The organism is Micromonospora rubida (assembly GCF_009908295.1).
Lineage (GTDB): Bacteria > Actinomycetota > Actinomycetes > Mycobacteriales > Micromonosporaceae > Micromonospora > Micromonospora rubida.
Window position 1 is genome coordinate 138,366 of sequence record NZ_JAAALO010000002.1, and the last position, 23,114, is coordinate 161,479.

Annotated in this window: 26 protein-coding genes; 15 read left to right on the forward strand and 11 right to left on the reverse strand. The window is 70.4% G+C overall.

The features are described 5' to 3' along the window. The first annotated feature begins 7 nt into the window (after positions 1–7). From GVV04_RS33870 to GVV04_RS05060, 9 genes are all read left to right on the forward strand, one after another. Positions 8–250 (forward strand): DUF6284 family protein, encoded by a 243-nt coding sequence (locus GVV04_RS33870; RefSeq protein ID WP_161684963.1) that lies wholly within the window; start codon positions 8–10, stop codon positions 248–250. A 12-nt stretch (positions 251–262) separates the two neighbouring features. Further along, positions 263–472: a hypothetical protein gene (locus tag GVV04_RS05025; protein ID WP_161684965.1), complete on the forward strand. Its 210-nt coding sequence runs from the start codon at positions 263–265 to the stop codon at positions 470–472. Beyond that, a complete protein-coding gene (locus GVV04_RS05030) occupies positions 469–1,260 on the forward strand; it encodes an ABC transporter permease (RefSeq protein ID WP_161684967.1) in 792 nt (263 codons plus the stop codon). Before GVV04_RS05025 ends, GVV04_RS05030 begins: the two co-directional genes overlap by 4 nt. 94 nt (positions 1,261–1,354) lie before the next feature. Next, positions 1,355–1,822, forward strand: a complete 468-nt coding sequence (locus GVV04_RS05035; RefSeq protein ID WP_161684969.1) for a DUF3307 domain-containing protein — start codon at positions 1,355–1,357, stop codon at positions 1,820–1,822. Positions 1,823–1,845: 23 nt separating this feature from the next. Beyond that, complete coding sequence (locus GVV04_RS05040) at positions 1,846–2,040, forward strand: hypothetical protein (RefSeq protein WP_161684971.1); 195 nt, start codon at positions 1,846–1,848, stop codon at positions 2,038–2,040. A gap of 97 nt (positions 2,041–2,137) precedes the next feature. Then, the gene (locus tag GVV04_RS05045) at positions 2,138–4,321 is read left to right on the forward strand and encodes a cell division protein FtsK (protein ID WP_161684973.1); all 2,184 of its coding nucleotides are present in this window, start codon (positions 2,138–2,140) and stop codon (positions 4,319–4,321) included. A gap of 147 nt (positions 4,322–4,468) precedes the next feature. Then, on the forward strand, positions 4,469–4,708 hold the full coding sequence (locus GVV04_RS05050; protein WP_161684975.1) for a hypothetical protein: 240 nt from the start codon (positions 4,469–4,471) through the stop codon (positions 4,706–4,708). Next, a complete protein-coding gene (locus GVV04_RS05055) occupies positions 4,705–5,007 on the forward strand; it encodes a hypothetical protein (protein WP_161684977.1) in 303 nt (100 codons plus the stop codon). The genes GVV04_RS05050 and GVV04_RS05055 overlap by 4 nt, the downstream gene beginning before the upstream one ends. Before the next feature lie 36 nt (positions 5,008–5,043). Then, the gene (locus GVV04_RS05060; RefSeq protein ID WP_161684979.1) at positions 5,044–6,999 is read left to right on the forward strand and encodes a DUF3987 domain-containing protein; all 1,956 of its coding nucleotides are present in this window, start codon (positions 5,044–5,046) and stop codon (positions 6,997–6,999) included. A gap of 124 nt (positions 7,000–7,123) precedes the next feature. Here the strand turns inward: GVV04_RS05060 and GVV04_RS05065 are convergent, their stop codons facing one another. Further along, positions 7,124–7,678 (reverse strand): hypothetical protein, encoded by a 555-nt coding sequence (locus GVV04_RS05065; RefSeq protein WP_161684981.1) that lies wholly within the window; start codon positions 7,676–7,678, stop codon positions 7,124–7,126. A 45-nt stretch (positions 7,679–7,723) separates the two neighbouring features. On the opposite strand from GVV04_RS05065, the gene GVV04_RS05070 reads away from it, so the two are divergent. Next, the gene (locus GVV04_RS05070; RefSeq protein ID WP_268926236.1) at positions 7,724–8,062 is read left to right on the forward strand and encodes an IS3 family transposase; all 339 of its coding nucleotides are present in this window, start codon (positions 7,724–7,726) and stop codon (positions 8,060–8,062) included. Here GVV04_RS05070 and GVV04_RS05075 read toward each other — a convergent pair. Next, positions 8,057–8,887 (reverse strand): hypothetical protein, encoded by an 831-nt coding sequence (locus tag GVV04_RS05075; protein ID WP_161684985.1) that lies wholly within the window; start codon positions 8,885–8,887, stop codon positions 8,057–8,059. The genes GVV04_RS05070 and GVV04_RS05075 overlap by 6 nt on opposite strands. An 889-nt stretch (positions 8,888–9,776) precedes the next feature. On the opposite strand from GVV04_RS05075, the gene GVV04_RS05080 reads away from it, so the two are divergent. Further along, entirely contained in the window at positions 9,777–10,559 is a 783-nt protein-coding gene (locus tag GVV04_RS05080) for a hypothetical protein (protein WP_161684987.1), read from the forward strand. 1,187 nt (positions 10,560–11,746) lie between these two features. Further along, positions 11,747–13,132, forward strand: a complete 1,386-nt coding sequence (locus GVV04_RS05085; RefSeq protein ID WP_161686675.1) for an alpha/beta fold hydrolase — start codon at positions 11,747–11,749, stop codon at positions 13,130–13,132. Positions 13,133–13,258: 126 nt separating this feature from the next. Here the strand turns inward: GVV04_RS05085 and GVV04_RS05090 are convergent, their stop codons facing one another. Next, a complete protein-coding gene (locus GVV04_RS05090) occupies positions 13,259–13,687 on the reverse strand; it encodes a hypothetical protein (RefSeq protein ID WP_161684989.1) in 429 nt (142 codons plus the stop codon). A gap of 117 nt (positions 13,688–13,804) precedes the next feature. Then, positions 13,805–14,284 (reverse strand): GNAT family N-acetyltransferase, encoded by a 480-nt coding sequence (locus GVV04_RS05095; protein WP_161684991.1) that lies wholly within the window; start codon positions 14,282–14,284, stop codon positions 13,805–13,807. Between the two features lie 216 nt (positions 14,285–14,500). Between GVV04_RS05095 and GVV04_RS05100 the strand changes: the two genes are divergently transcribed. After that, complete coding sequence (locus tag GVV04_RS05100) at positions 14,501–14,833, forward strand: hypothetical protein (RefSeq protein ID WP_161684993.1); 333 nt, start codon at positions 14,501–14,503, stop codon at positions 14,831–14,833. Positions 14,834–14,900: 67 nt separating this feature from the next. Next, on the forward strand, positions 14,901–15,701 hold the full coding sequence (locus GVV04_RS05105) for a class I SAM-dependent methyltransferase (protein WP_161684995.1): 801 nt from the start codon (positions 14,901–14,903) through the stop codon (positions 15,699–15,701). Between the two features lie 56 nt (positions 15,702–15,757). Here GVV04_RS05105 and GVV04_RS05110 read toward each other — a convergent pair whose 3' ends face one another. Further along, positions 15,758–16,507 (reverse strand): lysophospholipid acyltransferase family protein, encoded by a 750-nt coding sequence (locus GVV04_RS05110; RefSeq protein ID WP_161684997.1) that lies wholly within the window; start codon positions 16,505–16,507, stop codon positions 15,758–15,760. A gap of 9 nt (positions 16,508–16,516) precedes the next feature. After that, positions 16,517–17,071, reverse strand: a complete 555-nt coding sequence (locus GVV04_RS05115; protein WP_235965718.1) for an alpha/beta fold hydrolase — start codon at positions 17,069–17,071, stop codon at positions 16,517–16,519. A 43-nt stretch (positions 17,072–17,114) separates the two neighbouring features. Here GVV04_RS05115 and GVV04_RS05120 point away from each other — a divergent pair, with 43 nt between their 5' ends. After that, positions 17,115–17,795: an alpha/beta hydrolase gene (locus GVV04_RS05120; RefSeq protein WP_161685001.1), complete on the forward strand. Its 681-nt coding sequence runs from the start codon at positions 17,115–17,117 to the stop codon at positions 17,793–17,795. A gap of 95 nt (positions 17,796–17,890) precedes the next feature. Here the strand turns inward: GVV04_RS05120 and GVV04_RS05125 are convergent, their stop codons facing one another. From GVV04_RS05125 to GVV04_RS05145, 5 genes are all read right to left on the reverse strand, one after another. Then, entirely contained in the window at positions 17,891–19,951 is a 2,061-nt protein-coding gene (locus tag GVV04_RS05125) for an amylo-alpha-1,6-glucosidase (protein ID WP_161685003.1), read from the reverse strand. Then, the gene (locus GVV04_RS05130) at positions 19,951–20,322 is read right to left on the reverse strand and encodes an SCP2 sterol-binding domain-containing protein (RefSeq protein ID WP_161685004.1); all 372 of its coding nucleotides are present in this window, start codon (positions 20,320–20,322) and stop codon (positions 19,951–19,953) included. The genes GVV04_RS05125 and GVV04_RS05130 overlap by 1 nt, the downstream gene beginning before the upstream one ends. A gap of 185 nt (positions 20,323–20,507) precedes the next feature. Then, positions 20,508–20,924, reverse strand: a complete 417-nt coding sequence (locus tag GVV04_RS05135) for a CBS domain-containing protein (RefSeq protein ID WP_161685006.1) — start codon at positions 20,922–20,924, stop codon at positions 20,508–20,510. A gap of 219 nt (positions 20,925–21,143) precedes the next feature. Further along, positions 21,144–21,584 carry a PPOX class F420-dependent oxidoreductase gene (locus GVV04_RS05140; RefSeq protein ID WP_161685014.1) on the reverse strand — a complete coding sequence of 147 codons (441 nt, stop codon included), beginning with the start codon at positions 21,582–21,584 and terminating at the stop codon, positions 21,144–21,146. Positions 21,585–21,681: 97 nt separating this feature from the next. Continuing rightward, complete coding sequence (locus tag GVV04_RS05145) at positions 21,682–22,707, reverse strand: aspartate-semialdehyde dehydrogenase (protein ID WP_161685022.1); 1,026 nt, start codon at positions 22,705–22,707, stop codon at positions 21,682–21,684. Between the last annotated feature and the right edge of the window lie 407 nt (positions 22,708–23,114).

Sequence of the window (23,114 nt, forward strand, 5' to 3'; positions counted from 1 at the left end):
ATACGAAGTGACTGAGCCGAACCACTCCCCCGAGATCGAGCCGAGCGGGGCCGACCTCGCCCAGATCGAGCAGGAGTTGCCGCTGATCGAAGCTGAGGTTCTGTTGCTGGACGCGCAGATCATCGTGCTGACCGGCGACGCCGGTCCGACCGAGTTGGACTGGCAGCGGCTTCGTCGGGCGCAGCGTCGGGTGCTGCGGGAAGCGCGTGACCTGCTCGCCGTTCGCTCGGCCGCCGTCCGGGCCGCGTAGGCGGTGGCCACCGTGAGCCGTCGATTCCCGATCCCCCGCCCCGCCGGGGACTCCCGCTTCACGTTCGGTCTGGCGCTGGACGTGGCCCAGGTCCTCGCCGCGCACGGCTACCCGTCGATGACCGAGCCGTACGACGGGTGCGGCCCGGACCTGCTGGCCCTGCAACAAGCCCTGTTCTCGCTCATCTACGGCACTGACGAATCGAAGGGGAACCTGTCATGACCGCCCCCACGCTCTCGGCCTTCCCCCGGCCGGTCGAAGACCTGATCCCCGCCGCCCGCGACCTGGCCGACCACCTCGGCGAGATCCCATCGCGCAACCGCCTCAAGAAGGAACTGCGGGTGGGTGGCCCGAAGGCAGACGCGATCCTCGCCACCCTCACCCACACCGACACCCCGCCGCTCACTGAGCCCGCCACCGACCCGGCCGACACCACCCCAGACCCGCTCGCCGACCCGAACCCGCTGCCGGACCTGCCGCCGATCACCGACGACACCCCGCCGGACGTGTCGGAGCAGGCAGCACCCGTCGTAGACCTGGGCACCAACATCACCACCGAGGCGATCCCGACCGACTCGACGGACAACGCGCGGGCCGTGGCGTGGCCGGTGGTGCTGCTGGCCCTGCCCGCGTTCGTGGCGATCTGGTCCGGATGGGTCGGACTCGGCGGACTCACCGGGTTCGGCCAGGTCCACCCGCTGCCGGGAATCTGGGACAGCTTCTCCATCAACTCGGCCATCACCCTGCCGATCGGCGTGGAGACCTACGGCGCGTACGCCCTCTACGTCTGGCTGTCCGGCCGCGTGCCGGACCTGGCCCGCCGGTTCGCCAAGTGGTCGGCCATCGCCTCGCTGCTCGTCGGCGCGCTCGGCCAGGTCGCCTACCACCTGCTCGTCGCCGCCGGCATCACCTCGGCCCCGTGGTGGATCACCACCGCCGTCGCCTGCCTCCCGGTCGCCGTGCTCGGCATGGGCGCCGCCCTCGCGCACCTCGTCCGCACCCACGACTAGCTATGCCCGGCGGCGCGGCCTCACGGCCTGGAAACCTGCGCCGCGCCGCCGGCCCTCACCCCTCGACCCTCACGGAATCTCAGGAGAGACACCCATGTTCGCAGACCCCACCGGCACCCGCGCCGCCGCGTTCGCCGCCGTGTTCGTCGCCCTCTACGTCGCCCACCAGGTCGCCGACCACTGGGTCCAGACCCAGCACCAGGCCGACTGCAAAGGCCAGCCCGGATGGGCAGGCCGGATCGCCTGCGCCACCCACGTCGCCACCTACACCCTCACCGCCGGCCTGGCCCTGGTGTTCCTGGTCGCCGGCACCGGGCTGCGGCCGGACCCGTGGGGCGTGGTGGTCGGGTTGACCGTCTCGGCGGTCACGCACTACATCGCCGATCGGCGCACCCCGCTCAAGCGCATCGCCGCCGCTCTCGGGTCAGCCCGCTTCTACGCCCTGGGTGCTCCCCGGCCCGGCCGCGACGACAACCCGTCCCTTGGCACCGGGGCCTACGCCCTCGACCAGTCCTGGCACATCGGGTGGCTGTTCATCGCCGCCCTGTTCTGCGCCGCCTGACTTCCCTGAGAGGACTACTGACCATGGCCAAGAACCTGATCAACAAGGCGTTCGACGCGATCACGCGCTGCCTGCCCTGCAAGGGCACCGGCCGGGTGGCGCACTACACCCAGGGCTGCAACGACGTCATCGACAAGAACGGCCGCAAGGTCGCCTACACCGACTGCACCGCGATGAAGACCTGCCCCACCTGCGGCGGATCAGGCCGCTCCCGCTAACCCCGCCCGGCAGCGCGGCCAACCGGCTACCAACCCGCGCCGCGCTGCCGGCCCCTACCTCCCGAGGAACATCCCCGAGCTTGGAGGAACCCCCATCATGACGTCCCCCAACGACGACAACCGCTTCGACTGGCAGGCAGCAGAGCACGATCTGACCGACCCGAACAGCCCGGATGCCGACGTGGTCGACCTCGACGCCGCCCGCGCCGCCCGCACCACCGACCCCGACACCGACGACGGCGGGACGGCGCTGGTCGACTCGCCGGCCGCGCAACGGTCACCGCGGTTCACCCTCGACGGCGCGCGCGCCGGGCAGCGCCGCCCGATCCTGCCCGCCTGGCTGCGCTCCCGTGCCGAGCTGGCCGACGTGATGCGGTGGGCGGTGGGGCACCTCCTACACACCAGCGCCTACCACTCGCTGCGCCTGCCGAAGTACGCCGGCAAACTCGCCCTCCGCGCCCCCGTCGGCGCGATCCGGCTCGTGTCCGGGGCGACGCGGTGGTTGTTCGATTGGGAAGGCGAGACGCTGCGTCAGTCGACGTCCCAGACCCGCGACGGAGACCTCTACCTGAAGCTGTCGAAGCAGCGTGACCGGCGGGTGCGGTGGCGCGGCATCGTCACCGTCTTCACCCTCGCGGTGACCCTGGCCGGGGGCGTCGCCGTGGCCCTGGCCCCACCCTGGGCACGATGGGCCGTCCTCGCCCTGCTCGTGACGCTGTGCGGGATGCTCGGTCAGCCGGCCGACAAGCCGTTGCTCGACACCGCCGTGGTCATCCCCCGCGTCGCCCGGCTCACCTCGGACGTGGTGGTGCGCGCCCTGGCCGTGCTCGGCATCGCCGGCATCACCCAAGCCATCGCCAAGCAAGGCACCCGCGCCATCGCGTTTACCGCGCCGATCACCCGCGACGGCCCGGGATGGCGGGCCGACATCGACCTACCGCCCGGCGTGACGGCAGGGGACGTGATCGAGCGGCGTGACCGGCTCGCCGCCGGCCTCACCCGCCCTCTCGGCTGCGTGTGGCCGGAGGGACAGCCGGAGGTGCACCCCGGCCGGCTGCTGCTGTGGGTGGGAGATCAGGACATGGCCGCCACTCCGCCGAAGCCGTGGCCGCTGCTCAAGACCATGGGCGGGTTCGACCTGGGGCGTCCGGTGCCGTTCGGCACCGACCCGCGCGGCCGGATCATCTCCTTCGAACTCCCGTACACCAACCTGCTCATCGGGTCGATCCCCGGCTACGGCAAGACTGCCGCCACCCAAGTGCCCATGCTCGCCGCCGCTCTCGACCCGTACGCGGAACTGTGGTGCTTCGACTTCAAGGGCACCGGCGGCTTGGACCCGTTGGAGAAGGTGTCGGCGCGGTACGCGTCGGGGCAGGACGACGACACCGCCGAGGAAGGGCTGCTCGCACTGCGGGAGTTGCGCAAGGAGTGCCAGCGCCGCGCCGCCGTCATCAAGGGCCTCCCCAAGGCGGTGTGCCCGGACAACAAGGTCACCCCCGAACTCGCCCGCCGCAAGAAGCTGGGCCTTCACTGGCTCGTCGTCGCCCTGGACGAAGTACAGGAACTGTTCTCCCACCCGGAGTTCGGCAAGGAAGCCGGCGAGCTGGCGGAGAAGATCATCAAGCTCGGTCGCGCCCTAGGCGTGATCCTCGTCGTGGCCACCCAGCGGCCCGACGCCAAGAGCCTGCCCACCGGGGTCAGCGCAAACGCCGGTACCCGGTTCTGCCTGCGCGTCATGGGTCAGATCGAAAACGACATGATCCTCGGCACGTCGGCGTACAAGAACGGCATCCGGGCGACCATGTTCGCGAAGAAGGACAAGGGCGTCGGCTACCTCGTCGGTGCTGCCGACGACGCGCAGATCGTGCGGACCTTCTACGTCGACGGGCCCACCGCAGAGAAGGTCATCGACCGGGCGCGCGCCCTGCGGGAAGCCGCCGGCACCCTGACCGGCCACGCCATCGGGCAGGCCGCACCGACCCCGGCCGCCCGCCGGGACACCCTGCTCGACGACATCCTCACCGTGCTCCCGGCCACGGAGCCGAAGGTATGGGCGGAGACGCTGACCGAGCGCCTGGCCGAGCTGAACCCTGACGCGTACGCCGACCTGACCCGCGACCAACTCGTTGCAGCGCTCAAGCCGTACGGGATCACCACCGGACAGGTGTGGGGCACCGACCCGACCACGGGCAAGGGTGCGAACCGGCGCGGCATCGACCGGGCCGACATCACGAATGCGGTTGCGGAGCGTAACAAGCGGCGGGGAGACAAAGCCGCCTAACCCGGACGGCATGTGGTCGCTAGGTCTAGCGGCACCCCCCGCTAGACCTAGCACCCCTGCTAGCACCACACCCCAACCCTGGCCAGCGCCCTAATTCCTAGCGGCGTGACCCTCGCACACCCGAAAACCGGCCTGTGGAGGCATTTGGTGGTCCCCATCGCCCTGCTCGCTAGCCTCGCCACCCTCATCTACGCAGCGTCATATCTCGCCGTGTGCGCCGTGTCCCCGTGGGGACGCTGCCGACGCTGCCACGGCCGACGCTCGCACCGCACGGCCATCGGCACCCGACGCGACTGCCCCCGCTGCGACGGCACAGGCATCCGCGTCCGCACCGGCCGCCGGCTACTCGACTACATCCGCGCCGAGTACCGGGCAGGCCAGCAGTGACCGCCCGCCCCGGCCGGCACGGTCACACCGGATGGTGCGGGCGCGACCATCGCTGCAACCTCGGCGAACACCGCTCGGCGGAGATCGTGGTCGACCTCCCCGGCCACGCCCGCGCCGTCCTCGTCCGCGTTCGGGCCAGCGACGGCCGCGAACACGCGGAGATCCGCGTACGAGTCGCCCTGGCCGACGTCGACCCGGCCGCCCGCCGCCAGCTCGGCACCCTGCTCGCCGACCTGCGCGACCTGGTGACCCGCGCCGCCGCAGTTCGCCGGCCGCGCCCCGGCCGCAAGGCCGCCTGACTTGCCCTTCCCGACTCACGACAGGAGCACGTCATCGTGACCCGACCTCCCGCGCACGACCACGCCGCCGAGCAGGCCGTGATCGGCGCCGCGCTACTCAACCCGTCCGTCGTCGCCGACCTCGCCCCTACGCTCGCCCCGGCCGACTTTCACCGGCCCGCGCACGGCCGGTTGTGGGAAACGCTCTGCGCGATGCACGCCGCCAGCGAACCAGTCGACCCGATCGCCCTGGCTGCCCGCCTCGCCACGACCGGCGACCTGGCCAAGGTCGGCGGTGCCCCGTACCTGCACACCCTGATTGCCGCCGTGCCCACCACGGCGAACGCGGGCCACTACGCGCGGATCGTCGCCGACCACGCCCGCCGCCGCCAGGTCGCCGACCTCGGCGTCTACTTCGCCGAGAAAGCCGACCAAGGTACGGACGTCGCCGATATCCTCGCCACCGGCCGCGCGATGCTCGATCACGCTGCCACCGGCACTCAGTGGGCCCCGCTGATCCCGCTCGGCGACCGCCGGCACCTCCCCGAGTTCCCGGCCTACGTGCTGCCCAAGTGGGTCGCCGAGCACGTCTACGCCGTCGCCGAGTTCACCCAAACCCCGGTCGATCTGGCCGGCTGCATCGCATTGGCCGCTCTCTCGACCGCCGCCGGGGGCCGCGCCGAAGTGGAGGTGCGCGGTTCCTGGCGCGAGCCGACAAACCTGTTCACCGTCGTCGTATTGCCGCCCGGCTCCCGTAAGTCCGCCGTCTTCGCCGCCATGACCGGGCCGCTACTCGCCGCTGAGAAAGCCCTTGTCGAGCGCACCAAACCGGCGATCGTGGAAGCCGAACTCGCCGCCCGCGTCGCGGGCAAGACGGCGGAGAAAGCCGCCATCGCCGCCGCGAACGCCGACACCTCCGGCCGGGACACCCTGCTCGCCGAAGCGACCGCCGCCGCGATGAACGCCGACGCCGTCACCGTCCCTGTTCTGCCGCAACTGGTCGCCGACGACGTCACCAGCGAGGAAGCCGCATCCCTGCTCGCCGAGCAGGGCGGACGCCTCGCCGTCCTGTCCCCGGAAGGCGGAGTCTTCGCCACCATCGCCGGCCGCTACTCCGGCACCCCCAACCTGGAAGTCTTCCTCAAAGGCCACGCCGGAGACATGCTGCGCGTCAACCGCCGCTCCCGAGCCCCCGAGCACGTCGAACACCCCGCGCTCACCCTCGGCCTGGCCGTACAACCCGACGTGCTGCGCGACATCGCCGACATGCCCGGCTTCCGAGGCAAAGGACTGCTGGCCCGAATCCTGTTCAGCCTCCCGGAAAACACCGTCGGCCGCCGAAAGATCGGCGCCGACCCGGTACCCGAACCCATCGCCACCGCCTACGCCGCCAACCTCGGCACCCTGGTCGCCACCCTCGCCGAATGGACCGACCCCGCCGTGCTGCCGCTCACCCCGGAAGCCAACGAACGGGTACTGGACATCGAACGGGCCGTTGAGCCACGCCTTGCCCCCGGCGGCGCGTGGGGACACGTTGTGGACTGGGGTAGCAAATACACCGGTGCCGTCGTTCGCCTCGCCGGGCTGATCCACCTCGCCGAACACCTGCGCGACGGCTGGGGCAAACCCGTCACCGCCGAAACCGTCGAACGCGCCGCCCTACTCGGCGAGTACTTCGCCGCCCACGCCCTGGCCGCGTTCAACGACATGGGCGCAGACAAGGCCAGCCGCAACGCCAGGCACATCCTGGCCTGGATCGAGCGCACCGGCTCGACCAGCTTTACCAAGCGAGACGCCTTCCGCGCCCTCAAGTCAGCCCAGTTGCCCACCGCTGGCGACTTCGACGGCCCGCTTGCCGCCCTCGAAGCTCACGGCTACCTGCGCCAGATTGATACTCCCGAGCGTCCCCGTTCCGGCGGACGACCATCCTCCCCGACGTACCTCGTTCATCCCGACGTGCACCGGCAAGACGCGCCAGTCCACGCCCTGTCAAACGCCCCACGGTCAGCCTGAACGCTCCTGCCAGAACTGCCACAACCGCCAAAACCGGCGCAACTCAGGGGTTTTGGCGGTTGTGGCAGTTCTGGCGTGGGTATCAGGAGGTCTTGCGATGCATAACCGAACGGGGCCGACCACCCTATTTGCTGGTGATGCCTTCGCTTGCTTCGTGCTCGTCGCCGACGCCTTCCCCGGCGACAGGGTCCGAGTCCTCGACGGAGAGCTCCTGCACGCGTTTGGCGAAGCTCCTCGCCTTGAACTCCCGGTACCCGAAGGCGGCTCCCGCGACGACGAGGCCCCCAACGATCGACGCGCCGGCAACTATCGCTCGGCCTTTCTTGCCTTCGGCCAAGCCCTGGGCGAGCCCATCAGTCAAGCCCTGATGGTAGCCGTTGCCCCACGCCGAATTGCCCATGCCAGTCCCCTTACCCACTGCTCGTGAATCGGGGTAGAGCCTAGCGGCGGGTGCCACCTGCAGGCTACCTGGCAAACCCTGATGAAGATCACCCGCGGCGAGCTGCAGATCTTGAAAGGTCAGCTTTGGTCCACTGTGATGCGTGGTCTCGCTGGTCGGGGGTAGATCGATGTGTTCTCCCGCCGGATCGTTGGGTGGAAGACCACCGACCTGATCCTCGCCGCCCTCGAATACGGCATCTGGTCCCGCGATGTCCGCGACGGCCAGTTGATCCGCCACTCGGACAGGGGATCGAACTACACGTAGTTCCGCTTCTCCGAAAGCTTGCAGGACAACGGGATCCTGCCCTCGATGGGCTCCGTCGGCGACTCGTACGACAACGCGCTGATGGAGAACTTCTGGTCAACGTTGAAGATCGAACTCGTCTACCGCACCTCGTGGCGCATCCGTGACGAGGCCGAGAACGCGATCTTCGCCTACATCGACGGCTGGTACAACATCCGCCGCATCCAACGCGAGCTGGGCTACCCTCAGTCCCGACGAGTACGAGACCACCTGGCACAGCCGCCAGACGGAACCAACCGAGCCACCTATCGCCATCCCTCCACCAGCCGGGAGCAGGTAACCACCGCTCTATCAAAGCGGGGGAAACTCAAGCTATGAAACGGGCTGCACCGGAGCAAGAACTGTCCAACCGTGCGACGTGTAGCGCAGTGAGGGTGTATTCGGGTAGTCCGAGATCAACCATAGGTGAGTAATCTCTGTCGGCAAGACAGGGTGGCGTGCTGGTGGCCCATAGTTGGCTACAGTCATCAGACAACCATGGACCTCAAGCGAGGAAGCTGGCATGAACGGGACGACAACCGCCAGGTGCCGTTCGTTGCGACCGGATCGCGCCAACTTGCGCCGCTCACCCTCACAACGGCCAGAGGCAACGAAGCCTTCGACCCAATCTGCCAGCTTGTTGGGGTGTGAACTGCCCACCCATCCGACCCGCAGCCGGACGGTTCCTGGCACTAGAGGCGGCGAACCGGGCGGGTCGGGCAACGCCGCGACGAAGCCGAGGTCACTGATGCCGGCGGGGATTGTGGTCTGAAACGGTGAGTCGGGATAGATCGTTACGCCAGCCGCGTGTGCCTCCTCCAACCCCAAGAGGAACGGAGCTAGTACCTTCTTCGCCCACGACCTCGGCCGGTCCGGGTATCGGTTAATGCTGATTTCCCAGCCCAGCCTACACGGCGTTACATCCAGGTATTCGATGCGCTTCGCGTGCCAACCGGCTGCAGCCTCGTCGCGGTCCTCGGTAACCTCCACCGCCGCCATCGGGGTGGGCCCTCGCATGATGTCGAAGTCGTGGACCGCATGGCCCGTGTTGAGGTCAGCGTTCTTGAGCCAACGCGGCTTGCTGTGGCGTGCGATGACCATCCAGGCCAGCGCCTCGGAAGGCTTGACGGGTGGTGCAATGACGCGCTCTGGGTAGAACCTCAAAAAGGGGTTTATGTCAACTCCAAATCGCTAGTCGCCGATCCCTTCCAGTATCTCACCCCACTCCGTGGCCCCGCCGATGCGGGGCATTCCCGGTTGGACGGGCCGGGCCTGGGTGCCAGACTGGACGCCCCGTAACGGGAAAACGGAAGGGATCGGCGAGGCGCTGACCAGGGTGGCCTGACCCGTATGATGGCCGCCGTTCCGAATCTTGCTCCAGGCACCCCGCCCGACCTGGGCAAACGCCCTCAAAGTCATTCCGCGCATATTCCGCGACCTACGACAACAGGGTGGACTGTTCGCTCTGCGTATACTCGGCTAGGTCCACGTACAAAGCGGCCCGACGATCCCGCTGCCGAGCAAGGCGCTCGCGTTCATGCCGGACCTGATCCAGCTCGCGCTCGCGTTCCCAACGACGGTCTTCGCGATTCCTGGTCGCCCGCTGAGTTAGCCCGGCGCCGGCCAAGGCCCCCCGGATGCCGAGAGCACCGGAGGCGAGAGGTATCCAGAGATCGAAGCCCACGGCGGCACAGCCCTCCACATTGGGTGGTCATGTCGAGCTGCACCTTACCGCCGATTTGGAAGGTGCTCGATTCGGGGGCAGACCGCCCAGCCGTGCTGGCGATCAGGCTGGTTCTCTGCCGGTCCGGCGACGACCGCCACCCGAACGCACTGTTGTTGCCCCCTACTGACTGGCCTGTCGGGCACGCAGCGGGCAGGGACTGAGTTGGGCGCTCCCCGGTCGGAACGCAGGCCCCCGCCTGCGCCGCTTGGTCCGTGGGACCTGCGCCTGGATGATCTGTGTGTGAAGCGCATCGGCAACGCCTCCCGGCCGCGAACGTATGTTTCGCGACGACCCGCTCCCCCCGCTCCTCGCAAGCAGCATTCCTGGATGGAGCCGCAGACGATAGTTCCAGGGCTCCTTGCGGTAGCGCCTGTGATTTCCGCTGGATTCTCGCTGATAGCTTTTTCCGGCGGCAACAGAGAAACGCTTCTCTACTTAACTCAGAACCTCAATCTGACTGCGATATTGGTGGCATCCTACGCTGCACTATTACCTAATCTCATCCTCATTGGCTTCGTTTGCCATGTTTTCTTTCAGCGGAAACATTTGCGAACGTGGGATGCAGTGCATCGCTTTAGGATCCTAGCGCTGTGGATTCCTGTGCTGCTTGTAGATCTACTAATGCTACCGCAGCGCATTTCCGATTCATTCGTTAGTTGGGGCACTGCACTAGGGGCTGTCATATACCTGTGGCTACCGAAGAAGTTCGTTCGGATCCTGTGGCGCATCGGCAGGAGCGTCAGGAGCGGAGACAGGCCGGAGGACCTGTTCTGGAATCCACAGATCATAGGCTCCTACATGGTGGGCCTTCTGATGGTGACCGTAGTCATACTCGCACCGGTTTCAGGCAACGGATTTTTGCCATCCGAGGTGATCGATGTGTCTGGCGAGGATTCGGCTTCAACTGGTTATGTGGTTGAGGATAAGGAAGATGAAATAGCGATCTTGTGGCACGACGGTCGCGGCATCCGGAGGTATCCGTCCAAGGATGTCCGCTATCGCCGCCCGTGCCACTTCGAGGGCGAGGACTCCTCAAGAATCCTTACTCCATGGACTCAATCGACGGCGCGGGTAAAGAGGCCCGCGACCCAGGTGTGCATTCTGCAATAGCACGTCGAGCGGTACACGACGAGACCGCGGTGGGGATGCGGCGCGTGAACCCTGGGCAAGCCCCCTGGCCTGCCGGCAACGCCGGCCCGAGGGGTCGCAGATGCTCCGGGTTCAAGGGCGGCCAGCAGGGCCGTCGTGCAGCGACGCGCAGCGCCCTTCAGGTCGGAGGGGCGGCCCCGCATCCTCCGCGCCGCATCCCCACCACGGCCGGCGGTAACTCACCCACGGCGCGGCGGTACGACGGCCGCCGCGCCCCGGCCGGCTGCCGGCCCGTCAGCCCACCCAACTGCCTGTAGTTCTGCGGCGGCCCTCCGGGCTTCCCGCTCTCCAGCGCCACACGCCGGGCGTCAGGCGTGACGGCCGCAGAGCGACAGCGGCCGGCGCGCGCCCCGGCGGCGGCGCATGCGGCCCGTTCAGGGCCATCTTGAGACGCACAGAAGGTCCGAACCACCTCACAGACGTCCGACATCACAGACATCCAGCCGGACAGCCGATGCCAGCCCTACAAAGAGTCGACTCACGGAGCGTTACCAGGCCTCGAATGCGTCCGCCCCAGTCAACCCGATCACCACGTGGAGCTATTCGTGGTGCGAAATATGGGCCACCAAGGAAAGCCAGGCACACCAGGGATGAAGTTTTAGCAGCTAGAGAGCCTACTGAAACCAGAGAGTGTGGCGCTAATGCCACTTCTAATCCCAAGGCCGCAGGTTCGAATCCTGCCGGGCGCACTCACATTTACCAGGAGAAGCTTCCTTAGCTGCCTGGCCTCGACCAGCACCGGACCCACCCGACCCACCAGTCACCCGTGGCCAGCCGTACGCCGAGCCTGCGTTGCCCGGCGCCGCGGGGTGGCCGGCACCCCGGCGAAGCCCTCGACGTCGTCGCACCCGACTGGCCAAACCACCAAGTCCTGCTGTCCGCGGACGGCGGCCCGCCACGGTGGCCCGGCTGGCGGGAGAGGTGGTGGTTCCCCGGTGCGGGGCGCCCCGATCAGGCACGGTGCCCGAATTATCGAGCCTCCCGGTAGTTCACCTGATGCAGGAGCGTCACGGACATCGGGGCCATCTCCGGGCCCGCCCCGATAGCTTGCCGGCACGGTGTACCTCCACGATGGGCTTTGCTTCGTATTTGTAGCGACCACTTGGGGAGTTGCTGTGACGTACCGAAGTATTGCCGCTGGCCTCGCCATGATCCTGGCCGGAACCCTCACCTTCGCGACGTCGCCAGCCGCGTCAGGGGCGGACCACCGAAGACCGGCATTGGCGTGGGGGCAATGCCCCGACGACATTCCGGGAGTCCCAGTGGATCCGGTGGTGCAATGTGCGGCGCTGAGGCTGCCGGTGGATTGGTCCAGACCGCACGGCGTCACGTTTGACTTGGCGGTGGCGCGCCGTCCAGCCCGCGACCGGGCGAAACGAGTGGGCGTGCTGGTGTTCGGCCCCGGAGGGCCGGGCGATTCCGGCGTGGAACGGGTCCGGAAAGGAGACCGGTTCAGCGATGAGCTTCTCGACAAGTTCGACATCGTCAGTTTCGACCCGCGGGGTGTTGGTCGAAGTGCCGCACCGCATTGTTCCCCGAGCCCAACCGTGCCTAAGCCACCGCTGCTGCTGGGCAGCCAGGCCGACTTCGACGCCACGGTCGCCTACAACCAGGCGCTGTGGGCAAACTGTCGCCCGACGAGTCCGGTCTTTGACTACGCCGACACCCTGAGCACTGTCTACGACCTCGACGCGATCAGGCGGGCACTCGGCGAGTCACGGCTGACGTTCCATGGCAGCTCATACGGCACGCTGCTCGGCGCGCAGTACGCGGAGCGGTTTCCGTACCGTGTCCGGGCAGTCGTCTTGGAAGGCGTGTTCGACCACAGCCTCGACGTGCCGTCGTTCGTCCGGTCGCAGGCGGCGACGTTGCAGGACTCGTTCGACGAGTTCGTGGCGTGGTGTGACCGCTCGACCGACTGCGTACTGCACGGCACCGATGTGCGGGCGATCTGGGCCGACGTGCTCGCCCGCGCCGACCGGGGCGAGTACGCCCCGAGCACGGCGTTCGACATCGCCGCGCTCCCGCTCGGCATGCTCAACGTGCCGAAATGGACGGACTTCGCGCAGATGATCAAGGGTCTGAATGGCGGTGTCGCACCGGCGCCGAGAGTCCTTCCGGTGGCCACCGCCGTCTTCTGCGCGGACTGGCCCGTACGCGTACGTGACTACGACGAGTACGCCGCACTCGTACGCCTGGCCTCGGCCGCCGCGCCGGACGTGCGGTACGGCGCCGGGCTGATCGCCGTGCAAACATGTCTCGGCTGGCCGACACCGGTGCGCAACCCCCCGCACAAACTTCGCGTGACCGGCAACGCGCGGCTGCTGCTGCTCAACGCGTTGCATGATCCGCGCACCGGATACGAGTGGGCCACGAACGTCGCAGAACAGCTCGGGAAGCACGGCCGGCTGCTCACCTACGAGGGTTGGGGGCACGGTTCGTACCAGCGGACCCCGTGCACCATCGGCGCGGTCGACAGGTATCTGGTCGACCTCGTCCTCCCCGAGGCGGGCGCCCGCTGCCCCGCCGCATAGGGAAGCAGTCGTGGCGGCCGAGGTCCACTCGGCCGCCACTACCCTCACCCGCGCCGAGGCCGACACAGGCACGACAGCCGGCCCGGCTCTTGGCCGACCACTACGGACAGCAGCGCGACAGCGAACTCAACGCTCGGCGTTCTGTGGCGGCGGCGACTCACCGTCGGCAAGGGCCCCGGGCTCGGGCGAGGCTTCCGTTCCGGGCCCAGGGATCGCTCGGAGCGCTTCGCCGTACACGTACGCCAGCGACGCGGCGACGGCGTCGGCGTCTCCGGCTCGCGCGCACCGACCGGCGACGCGGCGGGCCAGGATGTCGAGGTACGGTGCGAGCGCCTTGGCCGTCGAGTTGCCGTCGATCTGAGAGGCGGGCACGACCACGGTGACCGTGAGCCGTCGCCGTCGGGCCGAATACCGCAGATTGTGTACGCCACCGTCGCCCTCGCCGCTGGTGATCGAGCCCCCCAGCGTGAGGAAGATGTCGAGTTCGTCGAGCCCTTCGACCTCGATCCGTCCTGACAACGCCTTGAGCGCCCTCCGCAGGGCGACGGTTTCCACCAGAGAACGTTCCGGTCCACCGAGACGCGCGGTCAGTGTCAGTCTCACGATCTCTCCCCAGCCGGCCCGGCCGCCTCAGTGCGTCGGCGGGGCGCGCCGCCGGTCTGTCACCCCGGATCAGGCCTCGGTCGACGCGGCCAGGTCCAGTTCGCCGACGGTCTCTCCGCCGCTGCGCTCTCCGTTGACCCGGAACCCGAGCCGCAGGTAGAACTCCTCCGGCCCGTCGCCGCCCGGCTCCCACGTCGTGTAGATCCGGGTCTCCCCGCGCCGTCGCGCCTCCTCGGCCACTGACCGGACGGCGAAGCGCCCGTACCCGCGCCCCTGCCGCTCGGCGGCGATGTTCAGCCGCCACAGCCCGGACCGCAAATCGGTCGGGGTGTCCTCCCGCCACGGGATGTGGAAGAAGCCCATCAGGAAGCCGACCATCTCGGCACCGTCGTAGACGAGCCGGGGCCAGGCGATCTCGCCCCACGCGTACGCCTCGGCCAGCGACCGGGCGACCGGCTCGATCAGGTGCTCCTGGTCTGGCCGTACCTTCAGCTCGCACGCCGCGTCGATGTTGGCCGGGTTGATCTTCTCGAGACGCGGGGATGACATCCCGGCACCCTACCGAGCGCCCCACCGCCGACTCGACGCATTAACCGGGATCGACCGCGAACTCCGCTCGCCTCGTACCCTCGCCACGATCGACCTGATGAGGGGCTGCCGGGGCGCGGAGGCCCGGCACACCTACTGCGGTTCCCGCCGTGAAGACGGAGATGGCGGTTCGAGCCGATTGGCCGCCGGTCCCGAGTGTGACGCTACGGTGGCCGGGTGACGACGCAGCCGCCGGCCGACCCGATCGAGGCGATGGAACAGTTCCTGGCCCGGATCGCCCCCTACGACGATCCTGGTGCCGAGCCCGCCGCGACGGTCGACGTGCGGGTGGGCCGGCTGCACGCCTCCTTCCGGTTGACCGACCGGGCCGCCCGGGCCCTGACCGAGGCGCTGGGCCGGTGGACCGACCCGGACGACGCCGGCCGGTGCGGCGACTGCGGCGGGCCGGTGGGCCGGGACCTGGTGTGCTCCGCGTGCGGCCGGCTGGACGGCATCTTCGGCGCGACCGTGGCGCACCACGCGGCGCGGGTCGCTGACCGCCCCGACTGACCGGACACGGAACCGCCCCGCCCGAAACCCGGGTGACGGCGCAAACCGCAACGAACACAATCGACGGATGCCCGCGCATCGCCCCGCCGAACCGGACATCCTGCGCTACTACACGGACGTGTTCGCCGAGGCGGACCGGTTGCACCGCACCCCGCAGGGGCGGCTGGAGTTCACGCGTACCAAGGAACTGCTGGCCCGGGTGCTGCCGGACGCGCCGGCGACGGTGCTCGACATCGGCGGCGGCCCGGGGGTGTACGCCGGCTGGCTTGCCGCCGCCGGATACCGGGTGCACCTGCTCGACCTGGTGCCGGCGCACGCGACCGCCGCCCGCCAGGACCACCCGGCGGTGAGTGCCGGCGTGGCGGACGCCCGCCGGCTGCCGCTGTCCGGCGGCTGCGCGGACGCCACCCTGCTGCTCGGGCCGCTCTACCACCTCACCGATGAGGCGGACCGGGTCGCGGCGCTGCGGGAGGCCGCCCGGGTCACCCGGCCCGGCGGGCCGGTGGTCGCCGCCGCAATCAGCCGGAGCGCCGCGCTGGTCGACCTGACCCGGCAGGGCCGGATCGACGCGCGGACCCGCCCGGCCGTGCTCGCCGCGTACGCCAGCGGCGTGAACGACCCGGAGACCGGCTTCACCACCGCCTATTTTCACCGGCCCGAGCAGCTTGTCGCCGAGTTCACCGCCGCAGGCCTGCCGGCACCCCGGCTGTACGGGATCGAGGGACCGCTGTGGCCGCTGCTGGACGCGCTCGGCGTCCAGCCCACCGAGCGGCTGTTCACCGACGCGCTCGACTGCGCTCGGGTGGTCGAGTCGGACCCGTCCGTGCTCGGTTCGAGCGGGCATCTGCTGGCGGTCGCCGTAGCGTGACGCGCCGAGCGGGGTCAGCCCGGTGGCCTGCCGGAACGGCCGGCCACCGGGCTTTCTCAGGCGGCGGGGGTACGCCGGCCGGGCCGGTCCAGCGCGGCGGCTTCCTCCAGGGTCGGCGCGGTGCCGCCGAGGTGCGCCGGCTGCCACCAGGCGTCGTCGGGGCCGGAGGGCTTGTCCGGGTACTCACGCTGGGCCCGGTCGACCAGTGCGGTCAGCCGGATCTTCAGCTCGGCGCTCATCGCGTTCGCGTCGGGGTACTCGGCCGGGTCGATCGGCTCGCCGACGAGGATGGTGATCGGGGTGTGCCGGCGGGTGAGGGTGCGCGGCCGGCCCTTCGTCCAGAGTCGCTGGGTGCCCCAGAGCGCGACCGGCAGCAGCGGCACGCCGGCCTCCTGCGCCATCCGGGCCGCCCCGTTCTTGAGGTCCTTCACCGTGAACGACCGGCTGATCGTGGCCTCCGGGAAGAGGCCCACGATCTCGCCGCGGCGCAGCGCGTCCACCGCCGCGTTGTAGGAGGCGGCGCCGGCCCGCCGGTTCACCGGGATGTGCTTCATGCCGCGCATCAGCGGGCCGGAGATCTTGTGCGCGAACACCTCGTGCTTGGCCATGAACCGGACCAGCCGGCGGGACTCGTGCGCCCCGAACCCGCAGAAGATGAAGTCGAGGTAGCTCACGTGGTTGCTGGCCATGACCGCGCCGCCGGTGCGCGGCACGTGCTGCTTGCCCTCCACGGTCAGGCGCAGGTCGAGGACCCGGAACATCGTCTTGGCGGCGGTGATCACGGGCGGGTACACAAGTTCCGGCATCCGGCGACTTTACCCTGCTGGGGGCCGGAGGACGGCAGGGCCGCACGCCGCGCCCCACGGCGGACGGCGGGCCCGTGTCGGACGATCGGCCGGCGCCGGCCAGGGCGGGTCAAGGCCGGTGTGCCCGACGAAGAGCGCCTCCAGCCGGGCCAGCTCCGCCGCCGCCCGGTCGGGGTCGAGGCCGGCGAGCTGGTCGGGGCGGCTGGGCACCGGCAGGCCGTCGAGGCTGACCGCCCCGGGGCAGCTGGGCTCGCGGGCGGCCCACCGGGCGGCGAGCAGCCCACCGAGGGAGACCCCGACGACCGCCGGCCGGTCGAGGCGCAGCGCGGAGACGATCCGGGCGAGGTCGTGCAGCGCCCCGGACCAGCTCCACCGGGCCGCGCCGGAGCGTCCGTGCCCGCGCAGGTCGGGCAGCACAATCCGGTACGCGGGCCGCAGCAGCTCGGCGAACGGGAGGAGCCCGGTCGCGTCGCCGCCCGCGCCGTGCAGGAGCACCAGGGACGGGCCGTCGCCGCCGAGGTCACGTACGGCGAGGGGCGGGTCAAGTAGTTCTGCCCTCGGCAAAGCGCTCTGGCGCCCCGAGGCGCGGCGACCGCACGATGGCGGCATGACGGAACGCGGGGTGCTGCTCTGGATCCACGGCGGCGGTTGGCGGGCCCGGTCGAGCGAGGACGGCGCGGCCCTGACCGGGCACGGGCTGCGGGTGCTCCCGGCCACCTACCGGTTCGTCGCCGAGGCGCGCTGGCCGGCCCAGCTCCACGACGTACGGGCGGCGGCGCGGGCCGCCCGGGACCGGGCGGACGGCCTGCCGCTGCTGGTCGGGGGCGACTCGGCCGGCGCGATGCTGGCCCTGCACCTCGCCCTGCGCGGCGTGGACCGGCCCGACGACGTGGCCGGCGCGCTGGCGTACTGGCCGCCGGTGGACCCGCTGGCCACGGACTGGCGGCGGCTGCGCGGCGGTGACGACCCGTGGGCCGAACTGCTCGGGCACCGGCCCGCACCGGGCGACCCGGCCACCCTGGACGTCACCGTTGCCACCCACGTCGGCAACGGGGTCCCGGTGCTGCTGGTGCAGGGGACGGCCGACCCGGCCGTGCCGGCGAGCCAGTCGGTCGGCCTGGCCGCCGCACTGCTGGCCGCCGGGCACCCGGTGCACGCCTGGCTCACCCACGGCGGCCATTCCCTGGCCCTGGACCGCCCCGACATCCACGCCACGACAGCAACCTTCCTCAACACCGTCCTCCTCCCACCCACCGCCCCTCCCGCACCCGCAAATACACGGAATTAGTGCCCTCGGGCGTCGTCCAAGGGCACTAATTCCGTGTATTTGCGCCACGGGTTCTGCGGGAGGGTTCTGTGGGCGGGTGGTGTGGGGGCGGGTGGTTAGGTGGAGAGTTGGTGCAGGTTCAGTCGGCCGCGGGCGAAGGCGTCGACCCGGCCCCAGCGGCCCGGGATGTCCAGCACCTCGATCCGCCCCATGCCGACCGGCAGGCGCGGCTCGACCGCCAGGTGTCCCCCGTGCGGCTCGATGCCCAGCATGGTGCGCAGCAGCAGCATCGGGGCACCCGTCGACCAGGCCTGCGGGCTGCATGCCGTCGGGTACTCGACGGGGAACTTGGTCAACTCCCGGTTGTACCCGCCGAACGCCTCGGGCAGCCGCCCGTCGAAGTAGGTGGCGGCGGAGAGGATGCCGTCGGCGATGGTCGCCGCCTCCTCCGCGAAGCCGTACCGGCGCAGCCCCCAGGCGATGAACGAGTTGTCGAACGGCCAGATCGTGCCGTTGTGGTAGCCGATCGGGTTGTACCGGGCCTCGCCCTCGGCCAGCGTCCGCACGCCCCAGCCGGAGAAGAGCCGCGGGCCCACCAGGTGCTCGGCGAGCTTCTCGGCCCGGTCCTGGTCGACGATGCCGCTCCACAGCAGGTGGCCGATGTTCGAGCTGAGCACGTCCGCCGTCCGGCCGTCCGGGTCCAGGGCGAGGGCGAAGTACTGCCCGTCCTCCACCCACCAGTCGCGGTTGAAGCGCTCCTTGAGCTGCGCCGCCTCCCGCTCCAACTGATCGGCGAACGCCGGGTCGTCCCAGAACTCGCGCGCCATCCGGGCGGCCCGGACCTTCGCGTCGTACGCGTACCCCTGCACCTCGCAGGTGGCCCGGGGGAACGGCGGCAGCGTGCCGTCCCGGTACGAGATGGAGTCCCAGGAGTCCTTCCAGCACTGGTTCTCCAGGCCGGTGTCGGTGTTGCGCCGCTCGTACCAGATGTAGCCGTTGCCGACCAGGTCGGCGTAGTTGTCGATCCACTTCAGCGCGGCCCGGCACTCCTGCTCCAACTCCCTGACCAGCGCGACGTCCCCGGTCCACCGCTCGTACTCGTCGAGCAGCACCAGGAACAGCGGCGTCGCGTCCACCGAGCCGTAGTACGGCGAGTGTGGCTGCTCCTCGAACGCGGCCGTCTCGCCGGAGCGCAGCTCGTGCAGGATCCGCCCCGGGTCCTCGTCCCGGAAGTCGTCGAACCGGGTGCCCTGCAACGACCCGAGAAGGCGCAGCGTGGTCCGGGACAGCTCCGGGACGAACGGTATGACCTGTAGGCAGGTCAGAATGCTGTCCCGGCCGAACATGGTCATGAACCAGGGCAGTCCGGCCGCGGGCAGCATCTGCCCGCTGAGCGACAGCGGCGAGAAGCGCAGCGCCGCCAGGTCGACCAGGCTCCGCCGGTACGTGCGGGCCAGCTCCTCGCACTCGGCGTTCACCTTCGGCGCGGCGGCGATCCACTCCTCCAGGTCGCGCTGGAGGGTCGGCCGCTCGTGGCTGGGCACCCGCAGGTCCAACCGCAGGTCCTGGCTGGCCGGCCCGAGCACGGCCGTATGCACGTCGATGTCCGTGCTCCACCGCGCGTTCGGCTCCAGGTGGACGCTGTACGCGAAGCCGTTGCGGTCGTACCGGGCGGCCTGTGACGAGGAGATCACCGTTTCCCGCCGGAAGTTGCCCCGCCGGTAGCCCAGCCGCAGCCGGTCCGCCTCGGCCTCCGCGTAGATCTCGCCCTTCTTGTTCAGGATCTCGTCCTTGACCTGGAACAGGTCGGCGAAGTCAGCACCGGCGTCCATCCTGATCTCCAGGTCGACCGCCTTCTCGTCGTGGTTGAGGATGATCAGCTGCTCGTGGAAGCTGCCGCCGACCGTCCGCTCGCGGACGATCGACAACTTGGCGTCGACGTAGTGCGTCGGCATCCCCGGCACCAGGAAGAACCGCGCCTGGTAGTACTGGAGGTCGTCGTAGGAGAGCGCATTGAGCCGCTCGCCGTTGACCGTCAGCACCCAGCGGGACAGGAACCGGGTGTCGAAGGAGAACAGCCCGGTCGGCTCGGAGGGCGTCGCCTCGATGTCGCCGGTGTCCTCCGACACCACGAAGGTGCTGCCGTCGAGGATCCGGACCATGTTGGCCTTCGCCATCAGTACACCTCCCGGTGAAAGATCCGACGCGGCTCCCGGCTGTCCGGAGGGCTGGGGAAGAGCCGCTCCACCTGCACCACCAGTCGGATGTCACCGATCACCGTCATGTCACCGCGAATCAGCGCAGCCATGCCGTTCTCCCGTCCGGCGGCGAGATCCTCGAACAGCTCCGGGCTGGTCGCGGCGATGGTGTCGGCCTCCCGGGCCTCCTGGCTCACCCGGATCCGCCCCCGGTCGATCCTGAGCAGCCAGTGCCTGGTCTGCGGCCCCTCGTTCAGGTCGAAACGCAGGGTTCCGGAAAGCTTGGTCAGCAGGGGCTCGTAACCCCGCCGGTCCAGGTCCTCGAAGAACCTGGTGGTCGCGTCCAGCATCGGGCCCTCTCCTCCCGTCGATCCGCGTTCGACGTCACAGGAGGGTCCCCGTGCGGTGCTGGGTCAACCTCGCCCGGATCGGGTGAGGCGGGCGTCCCCCGTCAGGCGCCTCGTCGACGGCGTGGGCGCGCGACGCGACGCCGGCCCCCCGGGTGGGGGCCGGCGCGACGCGCTGCGGCGGACAATCAGTTGTTGGGGTCGTCGGCGCTGATGTCCGCCAGCACCGACTGCGGCTCCCGCTCGACCGCGAGGTCGCCCATCGAGATCAGGCCGACCAGCCGCCCGTCGTCGATCACCGGCAGCCGGCGTACGGCGTAGGTGCGCATCAGGTCGGCGGCGGCCACCGTGTCGTCGTACTGGCTCACCGTGATCACGTCCCGGCTGGTGATCTGGTTGAGCCGGGTCGAGTTCGGGTCCAACTCCTCGGCGACGCCCCGGACCGTGATGTCCCGGTCCGTGACGATGCCGGCCACGTCGGTGCCGTTGGTCACCACCACGTCGCCGATGGCGCTGTCGCGCATCTCCCGCGCCGCGGCGGTGAGCGTCTCGTTGCCGTCCATCGTCACCAACCGGGTCGTCATGAACTCTCCGACCGTTGTCATGGTGCTCCCCTCTCGGTGTCGGCACCCGCGGTCTACCCGCCCGCCCCGAGGGGTAACGCGGACCGGGTTGCCGGTAATCGGGGCCGCCGAAGGGGTCAGCCGTCAGGGCCGGGCACCCGGCCGGTGCCGGTCGCTGTCCATCGGCTCCCCGCCCCGCCCTCCGTGCCGGCCGGGTGGCCGGAACGTGTGGCAGGAGCCGGATACCCGCTGTCGCGGGGCTCAGCCGCGCGGCGGCACGCCGTAGACCCGCTCGACGTGCAGGCGCAGCACCAGCCGCCCCTCGGCGACCATCGCGGCGCGGAAGTCGTCCCAGTCGGGATGCTCGCCCTGCACGGCCCGGTAGAGCCCGACCAGTTCCTCCACCGTCGCGTCGTCCGGCCGACGCGCCACCGGGGTCAGCTCGGCCCGCGCCTCAGCCACCGCGTACGCCCAGCCGTCGTCGCTGCTGACGTGGAAGCTGGCCCGGGGGTCCCGGCGCAGGTTGGCGGTCTTGGCCCGCCCGTCGGTGACCGAGATCCGGATCAGCCCGGCCTCCCGGTCGAAGGAGTAGACCACGTTCGACAGCTGTGGGCGTCCGTCCCGCTTGATGGTCGCCAGCACACCCATCCACCGGCCCGCGATGAGCCCGGTGAGGGCGTTCCGGTTCTTCTCGTCCGCCACGGCAGCCTCCAGGTCGAGTCGTCGTACCTGGGTCCATCCAACCCGGCGCGCGGCCCGCCGGCCGGCCGACGCGACGGCCCGGCCGGCGGGAGCGGGATCAGCGGGCCTCGGCGGCGACCAGCTCGGCGAGCTGCACCGCGTTCAGCGCGGCGCCCTTGCGCAGGTTGTCGTTCGAGCAGAACAGGGCGAGGCCGTGCTCCGCCGTCTCGTCGGCGCGGATGCGACCCACGTACGTCGGGTCCTGGCCGGCGGCCAGCAGCGGGGTCGGCACGTCCGACAGGGCCACCCCGGGCGCACCGTCGAGCAGCTCGCGGGCCCGCTGCGGGGTGATCGGCCGGGCGAACCGGGCGTTGATCTGGAGCGAGTGGCCGGTGAAGACCGGGACCCGGACGCAGGTGCCGGAGACCCGCAGCCCGGGGATCTCCAGGATCTTGCGGCTCTCGTCGCGCAGCTTCTGCTCCTCGTCGGTCTCCTCGGAGCCGTCGTCGACGATCGAGCCGGCGAGCGGGAGCACGTTGAACGCGATGGGCCGGGCGAAGACCCGGGGGGCCGGGAACTCCACGGCCGTTCCGTCGAAGGCCAGCCCTGCGGCCTGCTCGGCCACCTTGCGGACCTGCTCGTCCAGCTCGGCCACGCCGGCCAGGCCGGCGCCGGAGACCGCCTGGTACGTCGAGACGACCAGGCCGACCAGCTCCGCCTCGGCGTGCAGCGGGCGCAGCACCGGCATCGCGGCCATCGTGGTGCAGTTCGGGTTGGCGATGATGCCCTTCGGGCGGTTCGCAGCGGCGTGCGGGTTGACCTCGGCGACCACCAGCGGCACGTCCGGGTCCGTCCGGAACGCCGACGAGTTGTCGATCACGACCGCGCCGGACTCGGCGACCCGGGGGGCCAGCTCCTTCGCCGTGCCCTTTCCGGCGGAGAAGAGCACGATGTCCAGCCCGGAGTAGTCGGCGGTGGCCGCGTCCTCGACGGTCACCTCGCCGTCCCGCCACGGCAGGGCACGTCCCGCCGAGCGGGCGGAGGCGAACAACCGCACCTGCTCCGCCGGGAACTCGCGCTCCGCCAACACCTGCCGCATCACGCCACCGACCTGGCCGGTGGCCCCCACAATGCCGATCCTCATGCCCGCGAGGCTACCCAGGTCGACGCCCCGGCCGGGAACGCTTTCCCACGGCCCGGACCCGTCCCGGCAGTGACCCGACCCACCTCGACCAGCGCCGGAACCGCAACGACCACGCCGGCGCGGGGCGCCGCCCGGAAGATCGCAGGGCGGCCCGGCCGCCGGGCCGCAACATCCGCGCCCGGCAGCCGCCCGCCCCGCGCCGCCGGCCCGGCAGCCGCCACGGCCCGCGCGACGGAGATCACATCTCTCTTCGCCGCGCGGGCCGGTCGGCGGGCCGCCGTTGGGCGGGCCGGTCGGCGGGCCGCCGTTGGGCGGGCCGGTCGGCGGGCCGCCGTTGGGCGGGCCGGTCGGCGGGCCGCCGTTGGGCGGGCCGGTCGGCGGGCCGCCGTTGGGCGGGCCGGTCGGCG